18 protein-coding genes are annotated in these 19,205 nt (G+C 49.0%); 12 read left to right on the forward strand and 6 right to left on the reverse strand.

Going from position 1 to position 19,205, the window contains the following annotated elements:
- Positions 1-7: 7 nt before the first annotated feature.
- Both K331_RS0109420 and K331_RS0109425 read left to right on the forward strand, forming a co-directional pair.
- Positions 8-2,500: a J domain-containing protein gene (locus tag K331_RS0109420; protein WP_028590105.1), complete on the forward strand. Its 2,493-nt coding sequence runs from the start codon at positions 8-10 to the stop codon at positions 2,498-2,500.
- A 31-nt stretch (positions 2,501-2,531) separates the two neighbouring features.
- Entirely contained in the window at positions 2,532-3,185 is a 654-nt protein-coding gene (locus tag K331_RS0109425) for a DUF1266 domain-containing protein (protein ID WP_028590106.1), read from the forward strand.
- A 155-nt stretch (positions 3,186-3,340) separates the two neighbouring features.
- On the opposite strand, the gene tlp is transcribed toward K331_RS0109425, so the two are convergent.
- Complete coding sequence (gene tlp, locus K331_RS0109430) at positions 3,341-3,562, reverse strand: small acid-soluble spore protein Tlp (protein WP_028590107.1); 222 nt, start codon at positions 3,560-3,562, stop codon at positions 3,341-3,343.
- A gap of 194 nt (positions 3,563-3,756) precedes the next feature.
- Between tlp and K331_RS0109435 the strand changes: the two genes are divergently transcribed.
- A complete protein-coding gene (locus K331_RS0109435) occupies positions 3,757-4,587 on the forward strand; it encodes an aldo/keto reductase (protein ID WP_036634503.1) in 831 nt (276 codons plus the stop codon).
- 277 nt (positions 4,588-4,864) lie between these two features.
- On the opposite strand, the gene K331_RS0109440 is transcribed toward K331_RS0109435, so the two are convergent.
- The gene (locus tag K331_RS0109440) at positions 4,865-5,122 is read right to left on the reverse strand and encodes a hypothetical protein (protein ID WP_028590109.1); all 258 of its coding nucleotides are present in this window, start codon (positions 5,120-5,122) and stop codon (positions 4,865-4,867) included.
- A gap of 182 nt (positions 5,123-5,304) precedes the next feature.
- On the opposite strand from K331_RS0109440, the gene K331_RS0109445 reads away from it, so the two are divergent.
- The 3 genes from K331_RS0109445 to K331_RS29210 all read left to right on the forward strand — a co-directional run bounded on the left by K331_RS0109445 (position 5,305) and on the right by K331_RS29210 (position 7,062).
- The gene (locus K331_RS0109445) at positions 5,305-6,075 is read left to right on the forward strand and encodes an RNA polymerase sigma factor (RefSeq protein ID WP_028590110.1); all 771 of its coding nucleotides are present in this window, start codon (positions 5,305-5,307) and stop codon (positions 6,073-6,075) included.
- Between the two features lie 14 nt (positions 6,076-6,089).
- Positions 6,090-6,671 (forward strand): ATP-dependent Clp endopeptidase proteolytic subunit ClpP, encoded by a 582-nt coding sequence (clpP, locus tag K331_RS0109450; RefSeq protein ID WP_028590111.1) that lies wholly within the window; start codon positions 6,090-6,092, stop codon positions 6,669-6,671.
- A 193-nt stretch (positions 6,672-6,864) separates the two neighbouring features.
- The gene (locus tag K331_RS29210) at positions 6,865-7,062 is read left to right on the forward strand and encodes a hypothetical protein (protein WP_036634505.1); all 198 of its coding nucleotides are present in this window, start codon (positions 6,865-6,867) and stop codon (positions 7,060-7,062) included.
- A 201-nt stretch (positions 7,063-7,263) separates the two neighbouring features.
- Here K331_RS29210 and K331_RS0109460 read toward each other — a convergent pair whose 3' ends face one another.
- Together K331_RS0109460 and K331_RS0109465 are read right to left on the reverse strand one after the other, a co-directional pair.
- Positions 7,264-8,283 carry an LLM class flavin-dependent oxidoreductase gene (locus K331_RS0109460; RefSeq protein ID WP_028590112.1) on the reverse strand — a complete coding sequence of 340 codons (1,020 nt, stop codon included), beginning with the start codon at positions 8,281-8,283 and terminating at the stop codon, positions 7,264-7,266.
- Between the two features lie 47 nt (positions 8,284-8,330).
- Positions 8,331-9,290, reverse strand: a complete 960-nt coding sequence (locus K331_RS0109465; protein ID WP_028590113.1) for an acetylxylan esterase — start codon at positions 9,288-9,290, stop codon at positions 8,331-8,333.
- A 231-nt stretch (positions 9,291-9,521) separates the two neighbouring features.
- Here K331_RS0109465 and K331_RS0109470 point away from each other — a divergent pair, with 231 nt between their 5' ends.
- Entirely contained in the window at positions 9,522-10,280 is a 759-nt protein-coding gene (locus K331_RS0109470) for an S-layer homology domain-containing protein (protein WP_028590114.1), read from the forward strand.
- Between the two features lie 236 nt (positions 10,281-10,516).
- On the opposite strand, the gene K331_RS0109475 is transcribed toward K331_RS0109470, so the two are convergent.
- Positions 10,517-12,130: an alkaline phosphatase gene (locus K331_RS0109475; RefSeq protein ID WP_028590115.1), complete on the reverse strand. Its 1,614-nt coding sequence runs from the start codon at positions 12,128-12,130 to the stop codon at positions 10,517-10,519.
- 386 nt (positions 12,131-12,516) lie between these two features.
- Here K331_RS0109475 and K331_RS0109480 point away from each other — a divergent pair, with 386 nt between their 5' ends.
- Complete coding sequence (locus K331_RS0109480; protein ID WP_018885009.1) at positions 12,517-12,774, forward strand: GlsB/YeaQ/YmgE family stress response membrane protein; 258 nt, start codon at positions 12,517-12,519, stop codon at positions 12,772-12,774.
- A gap of 155 nt (positions 12,775-12,929) precedes the next feature.
- Here K331_RS0109480 and K331_RS0109485 read toward each other — a convergent pair whose 3' ends face one another.
- Entirely contained in the window at positions 12,930-14,231 is a 1,302-nt protein-coding gene (locus K331_RS0109485) for an MFS transporter (protein ID WP_028590116.1), read from the reverse strand.
- 215 nt (positions 14,232-14,446) lie between these two features.
- On the opposite strand from K331_RS0109485, the gene deoB reads away from it, so the two are divergent.
- The 4 genes from deoB (at position 14,447) to K331_RS0109505 (ending at position 19,129) form a co-directional block, all read left to right on the forward strand.
- A complete protein-coding gene (deoB, locus tag K331_RS0109490; RefSeq protein ID WP_028590117.1) occupies positions 14,447-15,628 on the forward strand; it encodes a phosphopentomutase in 1,182 nt (393 codons plus the stop codon).
- 176 nt (positions 15,629-15,804) lie between these two features.
- A complete protein-coding gene (gene deoD / locus K331_RS0109495; RefSeq protein ID WP_018885006.1) occupies positions 15,805-16,512 on the forward strand; it encodes a purine-nucleoside phosphorylase in 708 nt (235 codons plus the stop codon).
- 57 nt (positions 16,513-16,569) lie between these two features.
- Complete coding sequence (locus tag K331_RS0109500) at positions 16,570-17,871, forward strand: pyrimidine-nucleoside phosphorylase (RefSeq protein ID WP_028590118.1); 1,302 nt, start codon at positions 16,570-16,572, stop codon at positions 17,869-17,871.
- 418 nt (positions 17,872-18,289) lie between these two features.
- Positions 18,290-19,129: an amino acid ABC transporter substrate-binding protein gene (locus K331_RS0109505; RefSeq protein ID WP_028590119.1), complete on the forward strand. Its 840-nt coding sequence runs from the start codon at positions 18,290-18,292 to the stop codon at positions 19,127-19,129.
- The last annotated feature ends 76 nt before the right edge of the window (positions 19,130-19,205 follow it).

A 19,205-nucleotide genomic window follows, 5' to 3' on the forward strand; every position in this document is an offset into this window, starting at 1 on the left:
ATATAGGATGTACATATGGGAGCTGCTAGGCATAGAGCCAACCTCGGATGTCCGAGCAGTCAAGCGGGCTTATGCCGGCAAGTTGAAGCAGACACATCCTGAGGACGATCCGGAAGGGTACCAACGGCTGCGTGAAGCCTATGATCGTGCTGTGAAGGAAGCGAAATGGCGTCAGCAACATGGAATTGAAGATGACGATGATGACGATGAGATCGAAGATGACGTAAAAGGTGATGGGAAAAAGGAAGACCCAAAAGACCCAAAAGACCCAAAAGACCCAAAAGACCCAAAAGACCCAAAAGACCCAGTGTACGCGGATTATACAGATGAATCTTCGACAGTTGGAACTACTGCCGATGATGAAACATCATCGGTATCTGAGCAGGATCATCTGGAGCCCATTTCATCCACACATGAGATGGCTGGCGAAGGATCTGGCCCGGACCCAGATTCACAATCAGAGCCGGAGCCTCAGACTCGGACGGTACCGCGATTCGCAGGGCCGCATCAAGAGATAGAAGAGGTATCGCAGTCAGAGGCGGATGCTGAGGATCATAGCGAAGATTACACAGTTCCTCGGCTTATGCAGACGGCTCAGCATGACTATACGAGTGAAGATGCGGACGCTGAATTGGTGGTTCCTCGCTTGATTCGCCACGTCTGTGTTTCTCCTGAACCTAATGGTGGGGATGCAGAGGATACTGCTCAAGCAGACGATGGCTATGACGGATATCAGGAGCGTGTACCGGATGCGTCAATTGCCGATGCATACATGCATCAAGAACCGATTCAGGATGAAGAGGAATACGATGAGTATGACAGACGGGAGCACGCTGACGATCTCAGGAGCTATAGTCCCATTGCTCATACCCTGGAGGCGGACGTTGATGAGAACGTAGAGTCAGACAATATAGACACTGTTGAAGCCTTCATAGAGCATCTGGAGGACATCTATTACACGATGGCAGAGCGTGTGCGGGTAGAGAATTGGACAGCACTGCTTAGTGCGGATGTCATGTGGAATGCAAGTATTCAGGAGGAGCTATCTGAAGAGGTACTTGATTTTATGGAGGAGCATTATTTCGTGCCGCCTTCGGTGTGGGGCATGCTGGACCAGGCATTCGGCTGGAAGGAAAAAATGCTGATTGACCCGGATATATTTGCCGAGCAGTACACGAATGTACGGCTCTATGCCTTCCATCCCATGTATGAGACTGACCTTGGATACTCCTGTGTAGCGGTGCTTGAAGATGAGCTGGCGGAGCAGTATCTGGAGCTGAGAGAGGAGGCGTACCACGCTCTTCGTTTCGGTCGCAGAGCTCAAGCTGGTATCAAGCTAGAGGAGGCTGAAGCCATCCTGAGTGCGGACCCGGATCTGCTGCGTCTGCGCATTCGGTTCGCTCAGATATCAGGTCAGGAGGAGGAAATACTGGAATACTGCACGAGATATTTGCAGCTGGATCCTACTGAGGAGGAGATTGCGCTTATTCGTGCACGCATATGGATTAGGCTGCGACAAGCAGCAGAGGCAGAAGTGGTTGTAACGGATATACTTCGTCGAAATCCCGATCATAGGGAAGCACTGAATCTACTAGGCCAATGCCAGCAGCAGACCGGACGATATCCTGAGGCTCGCGAGACGTATCAAAGGCTGATGGAGCTTGATCCAGAGGATCTGGAGGCGTGCTTCTCCTATCATGAAGTGAACAAGGCCATGGCGCAGCAAGCTCCATGGTGGAGAAGAAGGTCTGTCCGGCGTAGTCTAGGCTACACAGACTCCATTCCACGGCTTATGTTTTTCCTGTTTGCATCCGTTCGAAATAATGCTACCAGGCTTATCGGCATCGGAATCCTGGCCTTTCTGTTCTCTATCTCCTTTCATGCGGATACCGGTATGTCTGTATTGAAATACCTCTCTTCTCTACAGAATACTCCGGGTACGGAGAAGGAGTATAGAGACGTGATCAGTGTCGCAGAGCTGGAACATTCGTCTAGTGCTCCACTCGTCCGAATGACACTTCAGGATGTACGAAAGCTGGACGATCTATATATCGTGACCACAGACAATGGAGCAACACAGTATATGGATCAGACAGACCTGAAAAAGCAAAGACAATCCGCTGCGCACGCGGACCGAATTGTGATAGGTGCACTAGGAAAGCACGCGATTCCCGTTCGGCTGAGCACTCAGCAGGCAGAGTCGATTGTGTCAGGTACCAGCTTTACAGTGGAAGGACAAGTCGTCCCGCTCACGACCGGTGCCCTCAGATTCGAGCTGGATAAGTGGAGCTATCATACAGAGAATAATAATTATTTCAAGAATCATCCACTGGCTGATATGTACCTGGAGGGTAATGCCCTTGCCGAGGCGCAGGCAGCAGAACGTGGACATCCAAGCGCGGTAAGCTGGCTGTTCGGTATCCTTCTCTTCTTGTTCATCAGTTCCATGCTGATGGAGGTCTATCGGCGCTGGAAGCAATATAGATATAAGACTATTTAAAAAGAAAATCCTGCAAAGGAGCGAATGTGCGATGAATGTAAAGCTCCAGTACGGTTCCCGATTGGCGGAGGCCTGTAGTCGGGCTCTTGTGGGAATGTGTTCAGTCCATCCCGACGGAGATTATTATCACCAGAGTCCGGAGCGGATGTTCGTAAGTAAAAACGAGCTTAAGGAGCACATGGAAGAGCAATGGGAAGTTACAAATACGGAGCAGCTGAAGGCGCATATTGAATGGCGTCTTCGAGAGGGATTCCGTCACCAGTTCGAAGAGAACTACTTGAGGATCGCCTGTGTGCCCGAAGCATTCAGAGCAGAATACATTCGTGATCTGCACGAGGGGTCCCTGGAGCGCTACAGATTTGAGATGATCAGTCGATTCATGAACCGGATGCCGCCAGCGGGCATTGCGGCCCATGACTATATCTTTTCCCTATATTATGTATATGCAGGTCATAGGCTGAAGTGGCTGACGGATGAAGAAAAGAAGCAATACTCGCTTCGTATTCTGCAAGCCCTACAGGCAGTGTACACCAATTGGCGTGATGTGGTAACAGGCTTTTTTGTAGGGGTTGCATTCATGGATAAAGGGGTCTATAGCAGAATGTTTGACAAATACAGTCTGATTGTCGTAAAGCTGTTGACATCCCGCCGCAGCCCTTTTCGGAAAATTAGTCTTTGGTCGTAAAGACCAGCAATGGGATACAAATTGGAGAACCCGGGTCTGCTGCATAATGCATCAGGCCCGGTCTTCATAGTTCAGGTCAACGTAGTTCAAGTCAACTGTTAAAGAAGAATAGGAATAGTCGGCCAGAGCTCTTCATTGCCAGCTACTTGGAGAAGTTACTTGCTGTGTCTTGCTTCATCCTTGACCTCAGCTTTCGAGCTGCGAATGCTGGCTTCCCGCCGCTCGTTCTTCTCGTTGATTTGTGTGTATTCCTGAGCATCCATTTCGTCAGCGTGCTCATCCAGATATTGCTCCGCCTCATGCAGATTCTGGATTGTATGCTGGATGTTTTGCTGGAGATGCTGGACATTATCGGCGCGATTATCCGGTTTGGCCATGGTAGTTCCCCTCCTTGTGATAATTTGGTGCGTCTAGGCACCTTACTCAGTGTCTCAAATGGGGCAATGGTCTATGCATTTAAGAATGATTAGGAAGACGCTTGTGTATGGTTGGTTGCTCCCTGCTTGAGTTGCCAAGGGCTAACCAAAATATGTATACTATAAACGTGAAAAAATCTGGAGGTGGATGCTTCATGGTGAACAGTCTACAGGATACTACTACTTTACATAATGGTGTGGAGATGCCCCGTCTAGGTCTTGGGGTATGGAAGGTACAGGAGGGCAACGAGGTCGTACATGCTGTGAAATCAGCTATTAAGGCGGGTTATAAGAGCATTGATACGGCTGCTGTCTACAAGAATGAAGAAGGCGTTGGACAGGCTATCCGTGAGTCTGGTGCTCCGCGAGACAGCCTATTTATTACAACTAAGGTATGGAACTCCGATCAGGGCTATGAGACGACATTGGCTGCCTTTGATGAAAGTCTGAGCAAGCTTCAGCTGGATTATGCGGATCTTTATCTCATACACTGGCCTGTAGGGGGGAAGTACAAGGAGACTTGGAGAGCAATCGAGAAGCTGTATAAGGATGGTCGTGTGCGTGCGATTGGAGTGAGTAATTTCCATCAGCACCACTTGGAGGATCTGCTGGCTGATGCCGAGATTGCTCCAATGGTGAACCAGATCGAGCTTCATCCCCTGCTGTCGCAGGAGCCGTTAAGAGCGTACTGTGCTTCCAAGAATATCAAGGTGGAAGCCTGGTCCCCGCTCGGCAACGGAAGACTGCTGACGAACGAGCTGGTTCAGGAGATTGCTGGTAAGTATAGCAAGAGCGTCGCGCAGGTCATTTTGCGCTGGGATCTTCAGCATGATATTATCACCATTCCAAAATCCATTAATGAATCACGGATTATCGAGAATGCGGATATTTTTGATTTTGAGCTGTCTGCCGAGGATATGCAGAAGATCGATAGCCTGAACCGTAACGAACGGTTTGGCTCCGACCCGGACAACTTTAATTTCTAATTAAGAAAGCATCAACTTAATTAGAAAATCGTCGATCTTCGTACTTTTACAGAAGACAGACCGCGTTTAGTTGATGTTTTTCCTGCCGATAATCGAATTGTTCAGCTCTGCTGAAAACTTATAAATTCTATTATCTAAAGAAAGTGTCTCTGCCGCCGATCAGGTGGTGAGACACTTTTTTTTGGTGCTGCCGATGAAAGGGCCAAGCTTAACCTTCTGTATATGTGACCTTGATCGCGGACAGCTTTAGTTGAACACTATGAGATATTGCTGTACATTATTGTACGATAAAGAAGATCGCAGCGCCCAAGAAGATAAGGCCGTAGATCAATTGTCTTTTTCCGGTTGACTTATAGCGGTTACGCATGCGTTCCAGAAATTGTTCAACCGATTCATCTTCCTTCTTCTGTTTATGTACGACATCCATGTTGATTTTGTTCGAATCAAATGGCTTACGCGCACTATAGATGGCAGCTCCTCCGATCAGGAAGGACAGGGCGGATACGATTAGCAGGACGATACTGACAGCTGGCATGGTGGCAACTCTCCTCTCTGGTGAACTCATCCTATTATGTCATAGTCCTGACGGTCGGGCTATATTAGCTTGCATTAGGAAGGGAATTTTTCGATATGCGTATCCTTTCAGGCTACTCACACGTCTACCCAATGTATATACGTAATGACAATATAGGACTAAGCAAAGGGGGGGCCCGATTCATGGCCTTTGTGACATCCGAATCCGTAATTTCATACCAAATGCCAACACCAATTGCATGGGAAGAGCTACTTCCCGTACTTCGTAAATATTGCTTGTCACTGACTGGCTCGATATGGGATGCCGAAGATCTGGCGCAGTCCGCTTGTCTGCAGCTATTGAGGCAGAATAATGATCAGGCTGTAAGCGTTCGGAATCCCGAAGCGTATTTGATTCGGACCGCACGTAACCTGTGGCTGGATCAGCTGCGCAGCAGTGAGACGATAAGAAAGCTGCTAGATAAGCTGCAGGGAATGGCATTGCCACTTGAAGAGGGACAGCAGCTAGGGCTTGAGATTGAGCATGCGTTGCAGTGTCTGCTTCGCTGGTTATCTCCGCTTCAGCGGACGGTATTTCTGCTTCGTGAGGTATGGAGCTTCAAGACACTGGAGACTGCCGAGCTACTAAATATGACAGAGGGAGCAGTCAAGGCTGCATTGAGCCGAGCGAGAAACGCACTGGAGCAGCATAAGCGGTCGAATCCTTATGGTGCCGAGGTTATGGGGAGTAGGCAGGAGGCTATGCTGCTGAAGCAATACTTGGCTGCCTTTCGGACAGGGGACACGCGACGGCTGGTAGAGCTTGGGTTACAGGATGGAATGGACCCGATGGCTGTGGCTGGACAGGTGCTGGAGCAACGTGCTGCTGTTAGATCATCTATCCGATATGCAAGAGCGGCAAATGTGCAGGCAAATAAGGTTAGTGGTAGTCCCAGGGCATGGTGTGCGGCGTAGAACAGGAGTCTATTATGAATGCAATTCCGTATGTTGTTGAGCAGACCAGCCGTGGCGAACGCAGCTATGACATCTATTCCCGGCTGTTGAAGGACAGAATCATTATGGTATCCGGTGAGATTGAGGATCATATGGCGAATGTGATCGTGGCACAGCTGCTGCACTTGGCGGCTGAGGACGAGGAGAAGGATATTCATATGTATATCAACTGTCCCGGCGGTTCAGTGTCGGCTGGCTTCGCCATCTATGATACGATGCAGTTCATCAAGCCGGATGTATCTACGATCTGTACGGGGATGGCTGCCAGCTTTGGAGCGATTCTGCTGATTGGTGGGGCCAAAGGCAAGCGTATGGCGTTACCGAACAGCGAGGTTATGATCCACCAGCCGCTTGGCGGAGCGAAGGGCCAGGCATCCGATATTCGTATTTATGCGGATCGTCTGTTAAAGAGCAGAATTAAGCTGAATGGGTTGCTGGCAGAGCTTACGGGTCAGTCTATAGAACGGGTAGAAAAGGACACAGATCGTGATCATTTTATGTCGGCTGAGGAAGCGCTGGAGTATGGGCTGATTGACCAAATTATTAGCCGTAGATAGCTGTCACAAATATGTAAAAATGTGCAATTTGCCCGTGAGACAGGGTCTCGCGGGCAATTCACTTGTTACGAGCGGATTGAAGCGGATGATTCGTATTGTAAATCAGCTGCAACGGGAGTATAATTCGTATCGGTTCAGGTCGTGTGTACTAGCACATGGAGACCTGAAATATAAACAAGTGAGGTTATTACAAATGAAAACATGCTGCAAGATCGAAGTACAAGACGACAGTCTGGTCATTGATCTCTCAGAGAACACGAATGCGTCCATGGAAGCGCTGCTTGGCGATATTGAAAGCTGCGGGGGTGACGTTAATCCCTGGATTACGCTGATGGACAAAGTCACTGCTCATGAAGAGGAAGAAGATCGGGAAGAAGTGGTTGTACGCTGATATTCCAGCAGACCTTATACAACATTACAGTTATTGATCCAGCAATGAACTTTGCAATTATTTTCGTATAATACGCTCTATTCAATTCTTTTCATATGCTAAAAATCACAAAGCAAGCCGGCCTTTCACGGAGAATCTCCTGATGGGTCGGCTTGCTTTGATTTATTATGATAAAGTTGCCATGTCGTCTGTACTGTGTGCTTACCTATCAGACGGTAGCTCGAAAGCCTCTGCAAGCAGACGGTAGGAACGGATACGACTCTCGAAATCGTGAACGGAGGTCACGATCAGCAGCTCATCGGTCTGATATTGTTCAGCAATACGAATGAGTCGCTCTTTGACCTGTTCAGGAGTACCCACTACCCGCCAGCCACGCGATTGGCGAATCCGCTCGTGATCCCAATCCGTATAAGGATAGGCCGCTGCTGTATCTACTGATGGAAGCGAGCCGAGTTCCCTTCCATTCTGCAGACCAAGGAAGAACAGATCCGAGCTTGAAGCCAGCCGCTCTGCTTCTTCTTCCGTATCAGCACAGACCACCGCTACGGCAGCCATAGAATGAGGACGTTCCTCAAGCACGGATGGCTCATAATGATCATGATAATAGGCTGTACTCTCGACACCGCCAGGAGTCCCGAAGAATTGAGCAAAAGCAAAGGATACACCCATGCGGGCTGCGAGCCTTGCACTGTCACCACTGGAGCCGAGTAGCCACATCTGTGGCATAGACGGTACAGAAGGAGAAGCCAGAAGACCCGGGAATCGGTGATCTGAGCCATGCGATTCCTGGAAATATCCGATCAGATCGAGGATCTGTTCGGGATATCGATCAACACGCTGCATACTGCTACCTTCCTGCAGGGCGCGGGTTGCCAGCGGCAGACCACCAGGGGCGCGACCCAGGCCGAGGTCGATCCGACCCGGATGTAATGCTTCAAGTAGCCTGAAGTTCTCTGCTACCTTATAAGCACTATAATGGGGGAGCATGATCCCTCCCGAGCCCACTCGAATTCGGCTGGTCTGCGCAGCGAGATGTGCGATGAGGACCTCGGGGCTGGAGTGGGCCAGGGCTCTCATGGAATGATGCTCAGACACCCAGTAGCGGCTGTAACCGAGACGATCCGCCTCTTGTGCCAATGCTGTAGTCTGGGCGAGTGCTTCGGGAGCGGTACCTCCCTCCAATATATGAGATTGGTCTAAAATACCAAGCTTAGTAAGCATATAATTAATCACCTCTATAGCAAATATATCATACACAATTTATTTGGTCAAAATGATAACCTCAGATGCTCCATGATGTACTCGGCACTTTTTCGCTGCTGATAAGCCTCCACAGCATGTCCTGTAAAAGGATAGATTTCGAGTCGTTTGGTCGATGATATCCGGTTATACACGGGAAATATCGTCTCTGGCATGCATACGGTATCCTTCAGACCAACAGATAGCATAGTGGGAATACCAATTCGCTCTGCCAGATGGAGGAGATCAAAATAGCTCAGTGTTCGCAGGACCTGTTCATAATGCTGGGGAAAACGATGTACGAACTCGGCAGCCTCAGTCAGTGAGCTCGTCGAATGCAGGATGCCAAAGTCCATATGGCACATATTCGGAATATTGGCCACGCACACTTGCACATGCTCACTTAGCGCGCTGGTGATCAGAGCCAAGCCGCCGCCTTGACTTACTCCACAGACAGCTATGCTGCCAGTATCCACATCAGGCTGATTGACGGCCCAATGAATTGCTGCCAATGCATCCAGTGTAATCGCATGATAGTAAGAGCACTTCGGCTCCAGTATGCCTTGGGTTAGCCAGCCTTTGACTGTCCCGTAGCCAACATTCATATGACTCCCCGTCTCACCACCTTGTCCCCGTACATCTACAGCCATAACAGCCACCCCCAGCATCAGCCAGGAAGCATATTGCTCAGGGTAGCCTTTGCCACCGGTATAGCCGTGGAAAAGCACCACACAAGGAAGCTTGTGTCCTTCCATACCAGCGGGACGAATATACCATGCGTGCAAGGGAGTGTCGTCTGAGCCCGTGTAGATAACCTGCTGTACCTTCATGCCTGTAAAAGGAGTACTCACCTCCATGACACTAGCCTTTTCTGGTTCAAAGCCAACCTGTGCGAGAGAATCACGCCAGAAATCCTCCAGATCCGAGGGGGCTGCCGTATTGGGGGCGTAGTTATACAGTTCTTGTATTCTTTTCTCAATCGTATTCATGCTTCGGATTCCTCCCTTGATTAAGCAAGCTTGTAGGCCAGTGATAACAACTTGGGGATATGGACCATGCGAACTTTTGCAGAGGCAAAGGTTACCAGCTTCAGGATAGCAGAAGAGCAGAAATTCGTTCCTGCGTAACTTGCAACATATTCATTCTCTCGTGCGTCGGTAAGTTTAGAAAATGAAAATTCTTCTTGTTATATACCCAATATGATACTAGGAGTGGAACGTATGAAAAAGAACAAAACTCAGCGCAAAAGCCATTTTCTCCCGTTAAGTGCAGCAGTCTCTGCCCTGTCTGTAGCAGTAGCTCTTGTAGTCCCAGCGTGGGCGTCTGCTGCTTCCTTTACCGACATTGATACGACACCAGGGAAGGAGAAAATCGTGGCATTGCATGATCAAGGTCTCATTCATGGCTTCTCGGCTGCGGAATTCCGCCCTGATGCCGAATTGAATAGCGCGCAAGGCATTCAGATGCTAACAAGTGGGTTGGGCCTTAGCTTGGCGGCAATCAGCTTTGAGAAGGGACCATTTGCCGAAGATGTGTTTGACCACGTTAAGGATGGCGTATGGTATACGAATGCCTATCTGTCAGCGCATTATAATGGTGTGGAGCTGCCTAAGGATATTGAGCCCTCCAGCGTGCTGACACGTGAAGAATTTACTTTTTACCTGATTCAAGCTATTGAGGGCACAGGACAAGTACCGTTGATTAATATTGTACCGAAGCCGATCAAGGATGAGGCGGATATGGACATTATGCATCAAGGAGCGATTCAGCGTTCATTGATATGGAATATCGCTTCCTTGGATGATACAGGGGCCTTCCACCCGCAGCGTGCCATTACAAGAGCTGAGGCGGCTGTGATGGTGTACAATGCTGCAGAGGTTCTGAAGCGGTATTCCGAAGCTCCGGCTATACCGACAGATACGCCTGTTGAACCTGCGGCAGCTCCAGCAGCTCCAGCAGTAGAAGAGGTTCAGGAGTAATTTCGATGCTGTCTCAGGATTGTGATCAGCAATCGTAGTTGCATGAGTAGCCATCGTAAAATGAGAAATACGAGCGACAATCGTAGCATCAGGTATTTGATTCATTGGACTCCCAAAAAATGAATGGCAGCAACAGATAAGGCCAGCCAGCAGTGCTTCTCCGGATAGGAGTGAACTGCTGGCTGGCCTTTATCTAATCTTTTAATGTGCTGTGATGGGAATGAAGTGCTGTGTTCTTATTTTATCAGATCGATAGCTTGTTGGGATGCGTATACACTAATGCCGTTATACACGATAACCCCTTCAAGCTGTACGGATTGCCCGTTCAGAGAGGCTACGCTAGTGTGGAAAGGAAGCTCCAGCTTATCGCTGCCTTTTGTAACGATCAGCTTATTGTCCTCAATACTGGTCTTGGCTCCTTTGGAAGCAAAGGCTTGCTCAGCATTTACGAACAGACGAGTCGTTGTTGCGTTCAGGTCCAAGCCCAACACGCTAGCCATATACTTAGCGACATCTGTATTCTCGATGACACCAGTCGGACGGTTGTTATCTGGTGCGTAAGTGTACAGAACCACATCTCCGCCAGTATGACCACCTGTTGTCCAGCCGATGTTAGCTCTTTCGCTGATAATAGGTCCTACAGCATAATTCATGCTGCCAGCCTTGGCATCTTTGATGGTCTGAATTTCTTCAGCGCTCAGGTCCGTAATGCCGAGATAAGTAGCAGCTGCTTCCACAATGTTGCTGCGATCAGCGTTCAGCTTGGCTTCAAAGCCTTCACCGGTTACCTTTGCGTTCTTGAGAGGAGTGATGAAGGAAGCAAGGGGCTCCTTGTCATAGGTGCTGGTAGTTGCCTTGCTACCGATGGTCAGTCCGCCATTACCATGGTCTGTCACTGCGATAACGGCAGTGGATTGGTCCTTTTTGGCAAATTGAATGGCTGTGTTCACCGCTTCATCGAATGCAAGCACATCGCTGATCACACCGACTGGATCGTTAGCATGTGCTGCCCAGTCTACCTTACTGCCCTCTACCATCAGGAAGAAGCCTTTGTCGTTCTGTGAGAGGACATCAATAGCCTTACTAGTCATGTCGCTCAGGCTTGGTTGCTTCGCAGGATCGCGATCCATCTCATAGGCCAGAGCCTTGCCTCCGAACATGCCCCAGATTTTATCCGAGGAAGAATTCTTGAGCTGTTCTGGTGTTGTTACATATTCGTAGCCACGTTCCTTGATCGTGCTGAGCAGATCATTACCGTCCTTACGTCCTTCAGGAGTAAGATAATTGCTGCCACTGCCCAGGACGATATCCATATCGTTGTAGACCTGCTGCATGCTCAATGCATCATAATTGGAGCGGTCAGGATAATGAGCAGAGAAATCTGCTGGTGTGGCGTGCATGAATTCGGATGTGGCAATAATGCCAGTGGATTTGCCTGCCAGTCTGGCTGCTTCCAGTACCGAGGCTACAGGCTTGCGCTTGTCATTCTCCGCGATAGCGGTCTGACCCGGCATTGTGGCTTCATCAGGAAGCACGCCTACGAATCCGGTATGGGATTTGTGGCCAGTTGCAAATGCCGTACCTGCAGGTGCGGAATCTGCGATTGGAGCATCAGCGGAGTAGGTACGCACCAATCCGCTCGCGAGCTCATCAAGGGCCAGATCAGAGCCTTTGTACCAGCGAGCAAGCGTTGTTGCATCATTGGCCATGCCATCCGGAATGAGGATAATGACATTTTTGATTGGCGTTGCTGCGGCTACTTCAGCCTGAGGTAAAACTGCGGTACTGGTCGATAGCACACTGGTCGCTATCAAGGTCGCGATGGTCCCCTTTTTAAAACGTTTCCACATGGTCTGCTTCAAGTGCTACATCCTCCTTAAACAAGTCTAAGGAGTAGTCTACGGGTAAATTGTTAACAAAATATTAATTAATATGTGTATTTGTATCAAAATTTACCAATATGGAAATGTTGACAAAGCGCATGTAACCCTAGTTGAGAGTACACACTAGGAATGAAAGCAACCTTTTTAAACATTCAATTGACAGATGACCACATCCATTAACGGCTGTTGAGAGCTGGTTGTCTGGAGTAGGGAAGAGGTTGGCGACAGTTGTGAAAAGCCTCGGCTCAAATTGGACTTTGCAGCATCTATGTAATTTCAAGTGTTCAAAACCAAAAGGGTTGGTTAATAATACAACACAGCGACATAACAAATCCAAAACGAGGTGAGAAATCATGAGTTGGTTATGGGCATTAATCGTAGGTGGTATTATTGGATGGTTGGCAGGTCTGATCGTAGGAAGAGATATTCCGGGCGGCGTCATCGGAAATATTATCGCGGGCTTCATCGGAGGATGGCTCGGAAGCGTGCTTCTTGGAGAATGGGGACCGGCCATGGGAGGATTCTATATCGTTCCAGCCTTGATCGGGGCCATCATTCTGGTAGCTCTTGCAAGTCTGGTGTTCCGTTCTATGGGACGAAGTCGCGGCTAGATCGCTGTAATGTAGATGTGAATGTATACAATCGCGGCATTGAGTAGCTTCTGGTTACCTTAGGAGGCTTAACGATACAGTTGATCGTGATTAGCAAAAATGTCCTGAGCTTATGCTCGGGACATTTTTTTGCTTCATTCTCCTTGACCAAGACACTAGTCAAAACGCCGAATCTGTGGGACACACAGCACAAGTATGATGAGCAGCATGCCTATAGAGGCAAAGATCTGCATGGCAGCGATACCGCCAATATGGTCCGCTAGTGCACCTACGGCAAGATAACCAATAGGAAGTAAAGCAAACGATCCGAGCATGTCGAGACTGGCTACGCGACCGAAGGCTTCAGGAGGTACCAGCTCCTGAAGGCTGATTTCCCATATGATCATGAACATCATGAGCCCGAAGCCTTCCAGCATCATAATGAAGATCATGCCGGGAATCCATGAGACATAAGCCAGCAGCAGAAGTGCAATTCCGGCGAGCAAGGCGCCACAATAAGCGATAATGCCCCGATGTCTCCATTCTTTTCTGGCCCCATACAAAATGGCTCCGATAATTGCACCTGCTCCAGAACCTGCCATGGCAAGACCATACATTGAGGGGCTGTACCCATGATGGATCTTGAACAACCATGGAATAAGCACAGTAATAATGCCGGTATAGCAGATATTCAGAAACGAAAAGGTCAGAATCGTGATCCACAGCCAAGGAATTCGTTTCAGAACAGCAATCCCTTCGAGAAATTCTTGAAGGAACGAGGCACCAGAATGAGCCGAAGGTGCTGTGAGACCTTCCTGTGAAATCCCGATCTGCTTGCTCAAGACCTGTGCCAGAAGCCAAAAGCAAATAAACGACACGAGATACATCATGGAATCAAGCGCGAAGCCGACGCCTGGTGAACTGACAGCGACGATGAATCCTCCAAGTGGGGGACCTAATAGTCGTACAGCCTGAATGCTAATCTGTGTCAAGGCATTGGCGGCATTGCGAATATCAGGTGTAAATACCTGTGCCCGCAAAGCAGAGAACGCTGGGTTGAATATACCGTCCAGCAGACCGTACACCGCTAGTCCAGCAAATAGGATATAGAGATTCATTTGTCCAGTAAGCACCGTCACCGCTGCTCCCAGCATGAGCAGAAATCGCGACCCATTCGTGAACAGAATTAGCCGAGTGCGATCCATTCGGTCAACGATCCAGCCAGAGAAGGGTAGGACCAGCACATTGGGCAGCATATAGGTCGTCATCGCCAGCCCCATAATGGTGGAGGAGCCTGTAATGGAATAGACTACAAATGGAAGAATGATCATTGTAATCGTACTGCCGAGGACCGCGATCCATTGTCCGAGCCACAGCAGGGTAAAAGCACGGCTATGCCGAATGGGCTGAAAAAAACGCATCCACGGCGAGTGCTCGACTGAGCCTGCTATCGTGGATGCCTGAATATCTGACTTCATGATGATGACTCCTTTGTGCATTGAACTGCTCATTTTGGAAGAAAATGAGTTGGTAAAAGCTGTGTTCTATGTATAACACTTGATTATAAGCGAGCAAGACAATACTGTAAATGAGTAAATCTATGGTACACGCCTACACGATTGGCCCAGAAAAGGATATACTGTAGTTATATGAAGAAGGCGAATGCCTCCATCTAAAGATAGGAGCCGTTGATATGAGCACATTTAAAAGAATACATCTAGTCGTTATGGACTCTGTTGGTATCGGAGAAGCGCCGGATGCGGCAGATTTTGGAGATTTCGGGGTGGATACCCTCGGTCATATTGCAAGCGAGCGCGGTGGTCTGCACATGCCTAATATGGCAGCTCTTGGCCTGTCCAATATTCGTGAGATTGAGGGCGTGCCTGTAGCAGAGAAGCCGCTGGCCTATTATGGAAAAATGCAAGAGGCATCACTAGGCAAGGATACGATGACAGGACACTGGGAGATCATGGGGCTGTATATTGATACGCCGTTCCGGGTATTCGAGAATGGGTTTCCGCAGGAGCTGATTTCACAAATCGAGCAAAAAACAGGCCGTAAGGTGATCGGCAATAAGCCTGCTAGTGGTACGGAGATTATCGACGAGCTGGGCGAGGAGCATGTAAAGACAGGAGCGCTCATCGTCTATACCTCGGCTGACTCCGTTCTGCAAATTGCCGCTCATGAGGATGTTGTACCGCTGAAGGAGCTGTACGAGATCTGCGAATACTGCCGTGAGATTACGCTGGATGACCCGTACATGCTGGGACGCATCATTGCCAGGCCGTTCGTTGGCGAGCCAGGTAGCTTCAAGCGTACACCGAATCGGCATGACTATGCCTTGAAGCCATTTGGGCGCACGGTCATGAATGAGTTGAAGGACGAGGGACTGGAAGTCATCGCAATCGGGAAGATCAATGACATCTATGATGGCGAGGGTGTGACCCGTTCGATTCGTACAGAGTCCAACATGGACGGTATGGACAAGCTGGTACAAGTGCTGGAGGAGTCATTTACAGGGATTAGCTTCCTGAATCTGGTCGATTTCGATGCGCTCTATGGACACCGTCGTGATCCTCAGGGCTATGGAGATGCGCTGGAGCAATATGACGGCCGCTTGCCTGAGGTGTTCGAGCGTATGACAGATGACGATCTGCTGATCATTACAGCTGATCACGGGAACGATCCTACCTATAAAGGAACAGATCATACGCGTGAATATGTACCTTTACTCGTGTATTCTCCACGTTTAACGGACGGTGAAGGAGCCTTGCCACTGCGCCAGACTTTTGCCGATGTCGGAGCCACGATTGCAGAGAATTTTGGAGTGAAGCTGCCTGAGCATGGCTCCAGCTTTTTGGGCGCTTTGAAATAGCAGACTAGATCGAGAACGACCAGCTTAACAGCAGTCGACAGGATTCCCTGCTTGCAGCAGCTCTATGCTCATATGTAATCTGAAAAAGTCACTAGTACCACCTATACAGATTGAACCTGTAAAATAGTATCACATTCAATAATTAGGCTACAGCTATTCTGAGGAGGATTAATTTCATGAGTGTTCACATTGCAGCTAAACCAGGAGATATTGCGGAGACGATCCTCCTGCCAGGAGACCCGCTTCGTGCCAAATATATCGCAGAGACCTATTTGCAGGATGTAACCTGCTACAACGAGGTGCGCGGAATGCTGGGCTTCACAGGTACATATCAAGGCAAGCGCATTTCTGTACAGGGCTCTGGCATGGGAATTCCGTCTATCAGCATTTATGCCAATGAACTGATTACCGAGTATGGTGTGAAGAATCTGATCCGTGTCGGCACGTGTGGGGGGATGCAGGAGCATGTTCGAGTTCGTGACGTCATTCTGGCACAGGCGTCCTGTACGGATTCCAGCATGAACCGTCATGTATTCGGCGGTTATGATTATTCACCTATCGCCAGCTTCCCATTGCTGAAGGCAGCTTATGATCGCGGCACAGCCAAAGGTCTGAAGCTGCATGTGGGCAATATCTTCAGCTCTGACATGTTCTACCGCGATGATAAATCGGTCGTGGAGAAGCTGATGCAGTACGGTATTCTTGGTGTAGAAATGGAGACGACTGCGCTATATACTTTGGCAGCGAGACATGGTGTGCAGGCACTGACCATTCTGACGGTCAGCGATCATCTGATCACAGGTGAAGAGACGACATCAGAAGAGCGCCAGACGACCTTCAACGAGATGATGGAAGTGGCGCTGGATACGGCGATCTCTTTATAAGGAATCTAGAGCAGGCCTGAGTAGGCTTACTTCAATCACGACTAGGAGAATCAGACAATGAGAATGGTCGATATTATTGCAAAAAAACGGGACGGCAAGGAGCTGACTGCTGAGGAAATACAATTTTTCATTCAAGGGTACACCAATGGGGACATTCCGGATTATCAGGCAAGTAGCCTCGCAATGGCGATCTTCTTTCAGGATATGAATGATCGCGAGCGTGCAGATTTGACGATGGCGATGGTGAATTCGGGCGAGACGATTGATTTATCCGCAATTGACGGTATCAAGGTTGATAAGCACTCTACAGGTGGTGTCGGTGATACGACGACGCTGGTGCTTGCTCCTCTGGTAGCAGCACTGGATATTCCTGTCGCCAAGATGTCTGGAAGAGGACTCGGGCATACGGGTGGAACGATCGACAAGCTGGAGGCGATCGAGGGTTTCCATGTTGAAATCTCCAAGGAGGAGTTCGTCAAGCTGGTCAACGAGCACAAGATTGCAGTAATCGGCCAGAGCGGCAATCTGACTCCAGCGGACAAGAAGCTGTATGCACTCCGTGATGTCACAGGAACCGTCAACTCCATTCCATTGATCGCCAGTTCCATCATGAGCAAGAAGATTGCAGCAGGCTCGGATGCAATCGTACTGGATGTCAAGACAGGCGCAGGTGCCTTCATGAAGACGGTCGAGGAGGCCAAGGAGCTGGCCAAGGCTATGGTAAGCATCGGAAATAGTGTAGGCCGCAAGACGATGGCTGTGATCTCGGATATGAGCCAGCCCCTCGGTTACGCTATTGGCAATGCGCTGGAGGTTCGCGAGGCGATCGACACTTTGCAGGGCAAGGGACCTGCCGATCTGGAGGAGCTGTGTCTGGCTTTGGGAAGCCAGATGGTCTATTTGGCAGGCAAGGCAACGTCGCTGGAGGAAGCCGAGGAGAAGCTGCGTGAGGTTATGCGAAATGGCAAGGCTTTAGATAAGTTCAAGGAATTCATCCGCAATCAAGGCGGCAACGAACAGGTAGTGGATCGTCCTGAGCTGCTGCCACAAGCAGCCTATCAGATCCAAGTACCAGCTGAGCAGGATGGCGTCGTCGCTGCTATAACCGCAGATGAGATTGGTACTGCCGCCATGAAGCTTGGAGCCGGACGGGCGACCAAGGAATCGGATATTGATCTGGCTGTAGGTCTCATGCTGAACAAGAAGATCGGGGATACGGTGCGTAAAGGTGAGTCGCTCGTCACGATTCACGCTAACCGCGAAGAGGTTGATGAGGTCATTCGTATGATTCGTGAGCACATCCAGATTGCTGATCACGCGGTAGCGCCGCAGCTTGTGTACGATGTAGTAACAGGCTAAATGAATGTGACATCACATCATAGTCGGATTACCGAGCAAACAAAGATGACGAGTTCGCAAAGTTAACAAGTAAACAAAACTCTTGTAATCTCAAGAAAGCGTTCCGAGTCCTTTCAAGGCTCAGGAACGTTTTTTTGTGCTGGTACGTGGGCCTACGATGAAAGTGAATAATCTATTTCTCTCAGGAAAAGCTATTGTAGCTTAGGGATTTCTCAAGGCTACTGACAGCTCCTGAAGTAGAGATTGTATAGATTGTTTTAAAATACATTAAATTCATCGGAATTATTATATTTTTTTAATTGACGCTTTACCGTAACATGGTGTAGTATTCAATTGCTGCCTCGTTAATCGTCAGATTGGTTGATTAATGCAAGGGGTTCACAGCGGTATACTTTATAGAGAAAAGAGTGAAGTAGATATGAAAAGGGTACATTTCTTAGCGGTAACATGGGTTATTCTCTTGCTGGTGTTGGCAGCATGCGGAAATAGCACGAGTCAGACTACGGATACAGCAGGCAGCAATAACGGAGCTGCTAGCAATCAGGAGACAGCCCAGTCAGCTTTGGAAGCTGTCAAGGCAAGTGGTAAGCTGCGGATCGGTACGGAAGGTACCTATGCTCCCTTCACATTCCGTGATGGGTCAGGCCAACTGACAGGCTTTGATGTAGAGCTCGCTCGTGAAGTCAGCAAGCGTCTGGGTGTAGAGCCAGAATTCGTCGAGACCCAGTGGGACGGAATGTTCGCAGGACTGGATGCCAAGCGGTTCGATGTGGTGTTCAATCAGGTGTCTATCAATGATGAGCGCCAAGCCAAGTATGATTTCTCCGATCCTTATATTGTCTCCAAAGCGGTGCTGATCGTGAGTGAGGACAATAACGAGATTAAGCAATTCGCTGATCTGAAAGGCAAGAAGGCTGCCCAATCGCTGACGAGCAACCTGACGGAGATTGCGAAGAGCAATGGTGCAGAGATCGTAGCAACAGAGGGCTTCAATCAGGCAATTGACCTGTTAACCTCCAAGCGTGTAGATGCGACAGTAAATGATGGGCTATCCTTCCTTGATCTGAAGGTGCAGCGTCCAGATGTGCCATTGAAGGCTGTAGATGAAGTAGAGGAAGCTTCCGAGAGTGCAGCCTTGTTCAACAAAGGCAATGATGATCTGGTGGAGGCAGTGAACAAGGCCTTGGTCGATATGAAGAGCGACGGGACCTACCTGACGATCTCCGAGAAATACTTCGGTACGGATGTATCCCAATAAAGTGAATAATAAAAATAAGATAGTGATGTCAATACACCGTGACAATATGTGACAACATTAAGCATTGCAACCTCTA

This window comes from Paenibacillus massiliensis subsp. panacisoli DSM 21345, assembly GCF_000426545.1.
In the GTDB taxonomy this organism is placed as follows: domain Bacteria; phylum Bacillota; class Bacilli; order Paenibacillales; family Paenibacillaceae; genus Paenibacillus; species Paenibacillus panacisoli.

Excerpts from the sequence above, each read along its gene's own strand:
- K331_RS0109420 (WP_028590105.1), top strand. The coding sequence starts at position 8 with ATGTACATATGGGAGCTGCTAGGCATAGAGCCAACCTCGGATGTCCGA.
- K331_RS0109425 (WP_028590106.1), top strand. The coding sequence starts at position 2,532 with ATGAATGTAAAGCTCCAGTACGGTTCCCGATTGGCGGAGGCCTGTAGT.
- tlp (WP_028590107.1), bottom strand. The coding sequence starts at position 3,562 with ATGGCCAAACCGGATAATCGCGCCGATAATGTCCAGCATCTCCAGCAA.
- K331_RS0109435 (WP_036634503.1), top strand. The coding sequence starts at position 3,757 with ATGGTGAACAGTCTACAGGATACTACTACTTTACATAATGGTGTGGAG.
- K331_RS0109440 (WP_028590109.1), bottom strand. The coding sequence starts at position 5,122 with ATGCCAGCTGTCAGTATCGTCCTGCTAATCGTATCCGCCCTGTCCTTC.
- K331_RS0109445 (WP_028590110.1), top strand. The coding sequence starts at position 5,305 with ATGGCCTTTGTGACATCCGAATCCGTAATTTCATACCAAATGCCAACA.
- clpP (WP_028590111.1), top strand. The coding sequence starts at position 6,090 with ATGAATGCAATTCCGTATGTTGTTGAGCAGACCAGCCGTGGCGAACGC.
- K331_RS29210 (WP_036634505.1), top strand. The coding sequence starts at position 6,865 with ATGAAAACATGCTGCAAGATCGAAGTACAAGACGACAGTCTGGTCATT.
- K331_RS0109460 (WP_028590112.1), bottom strand. The coding sequence starts at position 8,283 with ATGCTTACTAAGCTTGGTATTTTAGACCAATCTCATATATTGGAGGGA.
- K331_RS0109465 (WP_028590113.1), bottom strand. The coding sequence starts at position 9,290 with ATGAATACGATTGAGAAAAGAATACAAGAACTGTATAACTACGCCCCC.
- K331_RS0109470 (WP_028590114.1), top strand. The coding sequence starts at position 9,522 with ATGAAAAAGAACAAAACTCAGCGCAAAAGCCATTTTCTCCCGTTAAGT.
- K331_RS0109475 (WP_028590115.1), bottom strand. The coding sequence starts at position 12,130 with ATGTGGAAACGTTTTAAAAAGGGGACCATCGCGACCTTGATAGCGACC.
- K331_RS0109480 (WP_018885009.1), top strand. The coding sequence starts at position 12,517 with ATGAGTTGGTTATGGGCATTAATCGTAGGTGGTATTATTGGATGGTTG.
- K331_RS0109485 (WP_028590116.1), bottom strand. The coding sequence starts at position 14,231 with ATGAAGTCAGATATTCAGGCATCCACGATAGCAGGCTCAGTCGAGCAC.
- deoB (WP_028590117.1), top strand. The coding sequence starts at position 14,447 with ATGAGCACATTTAAAAGAATACATCTAGTCGTTATGGACTCTGTTGGT.
- deoD (WP_018885006.1), top strand. The coding sequence starts at position 15,805 with ATGAGTGTTCACATTGCAGCTAAACCAGGAGATATTGCGGAGACGATC.
- K331_RS0109500 (WP_028590118.1), top strand. The coding sequence starts at position 16,570 with ATGAGAATGGTCGATATTATTGCAAAAAAACGGGACGGCAAGGAGCTG.
- K331_RS0109505 (WP_028590119.1), top strand. The coding sequence starts at position 18,290 with ATGAAAAGGGTACATTTCTTAGCGGTAACATGGGTTATTCTCTTGCTG.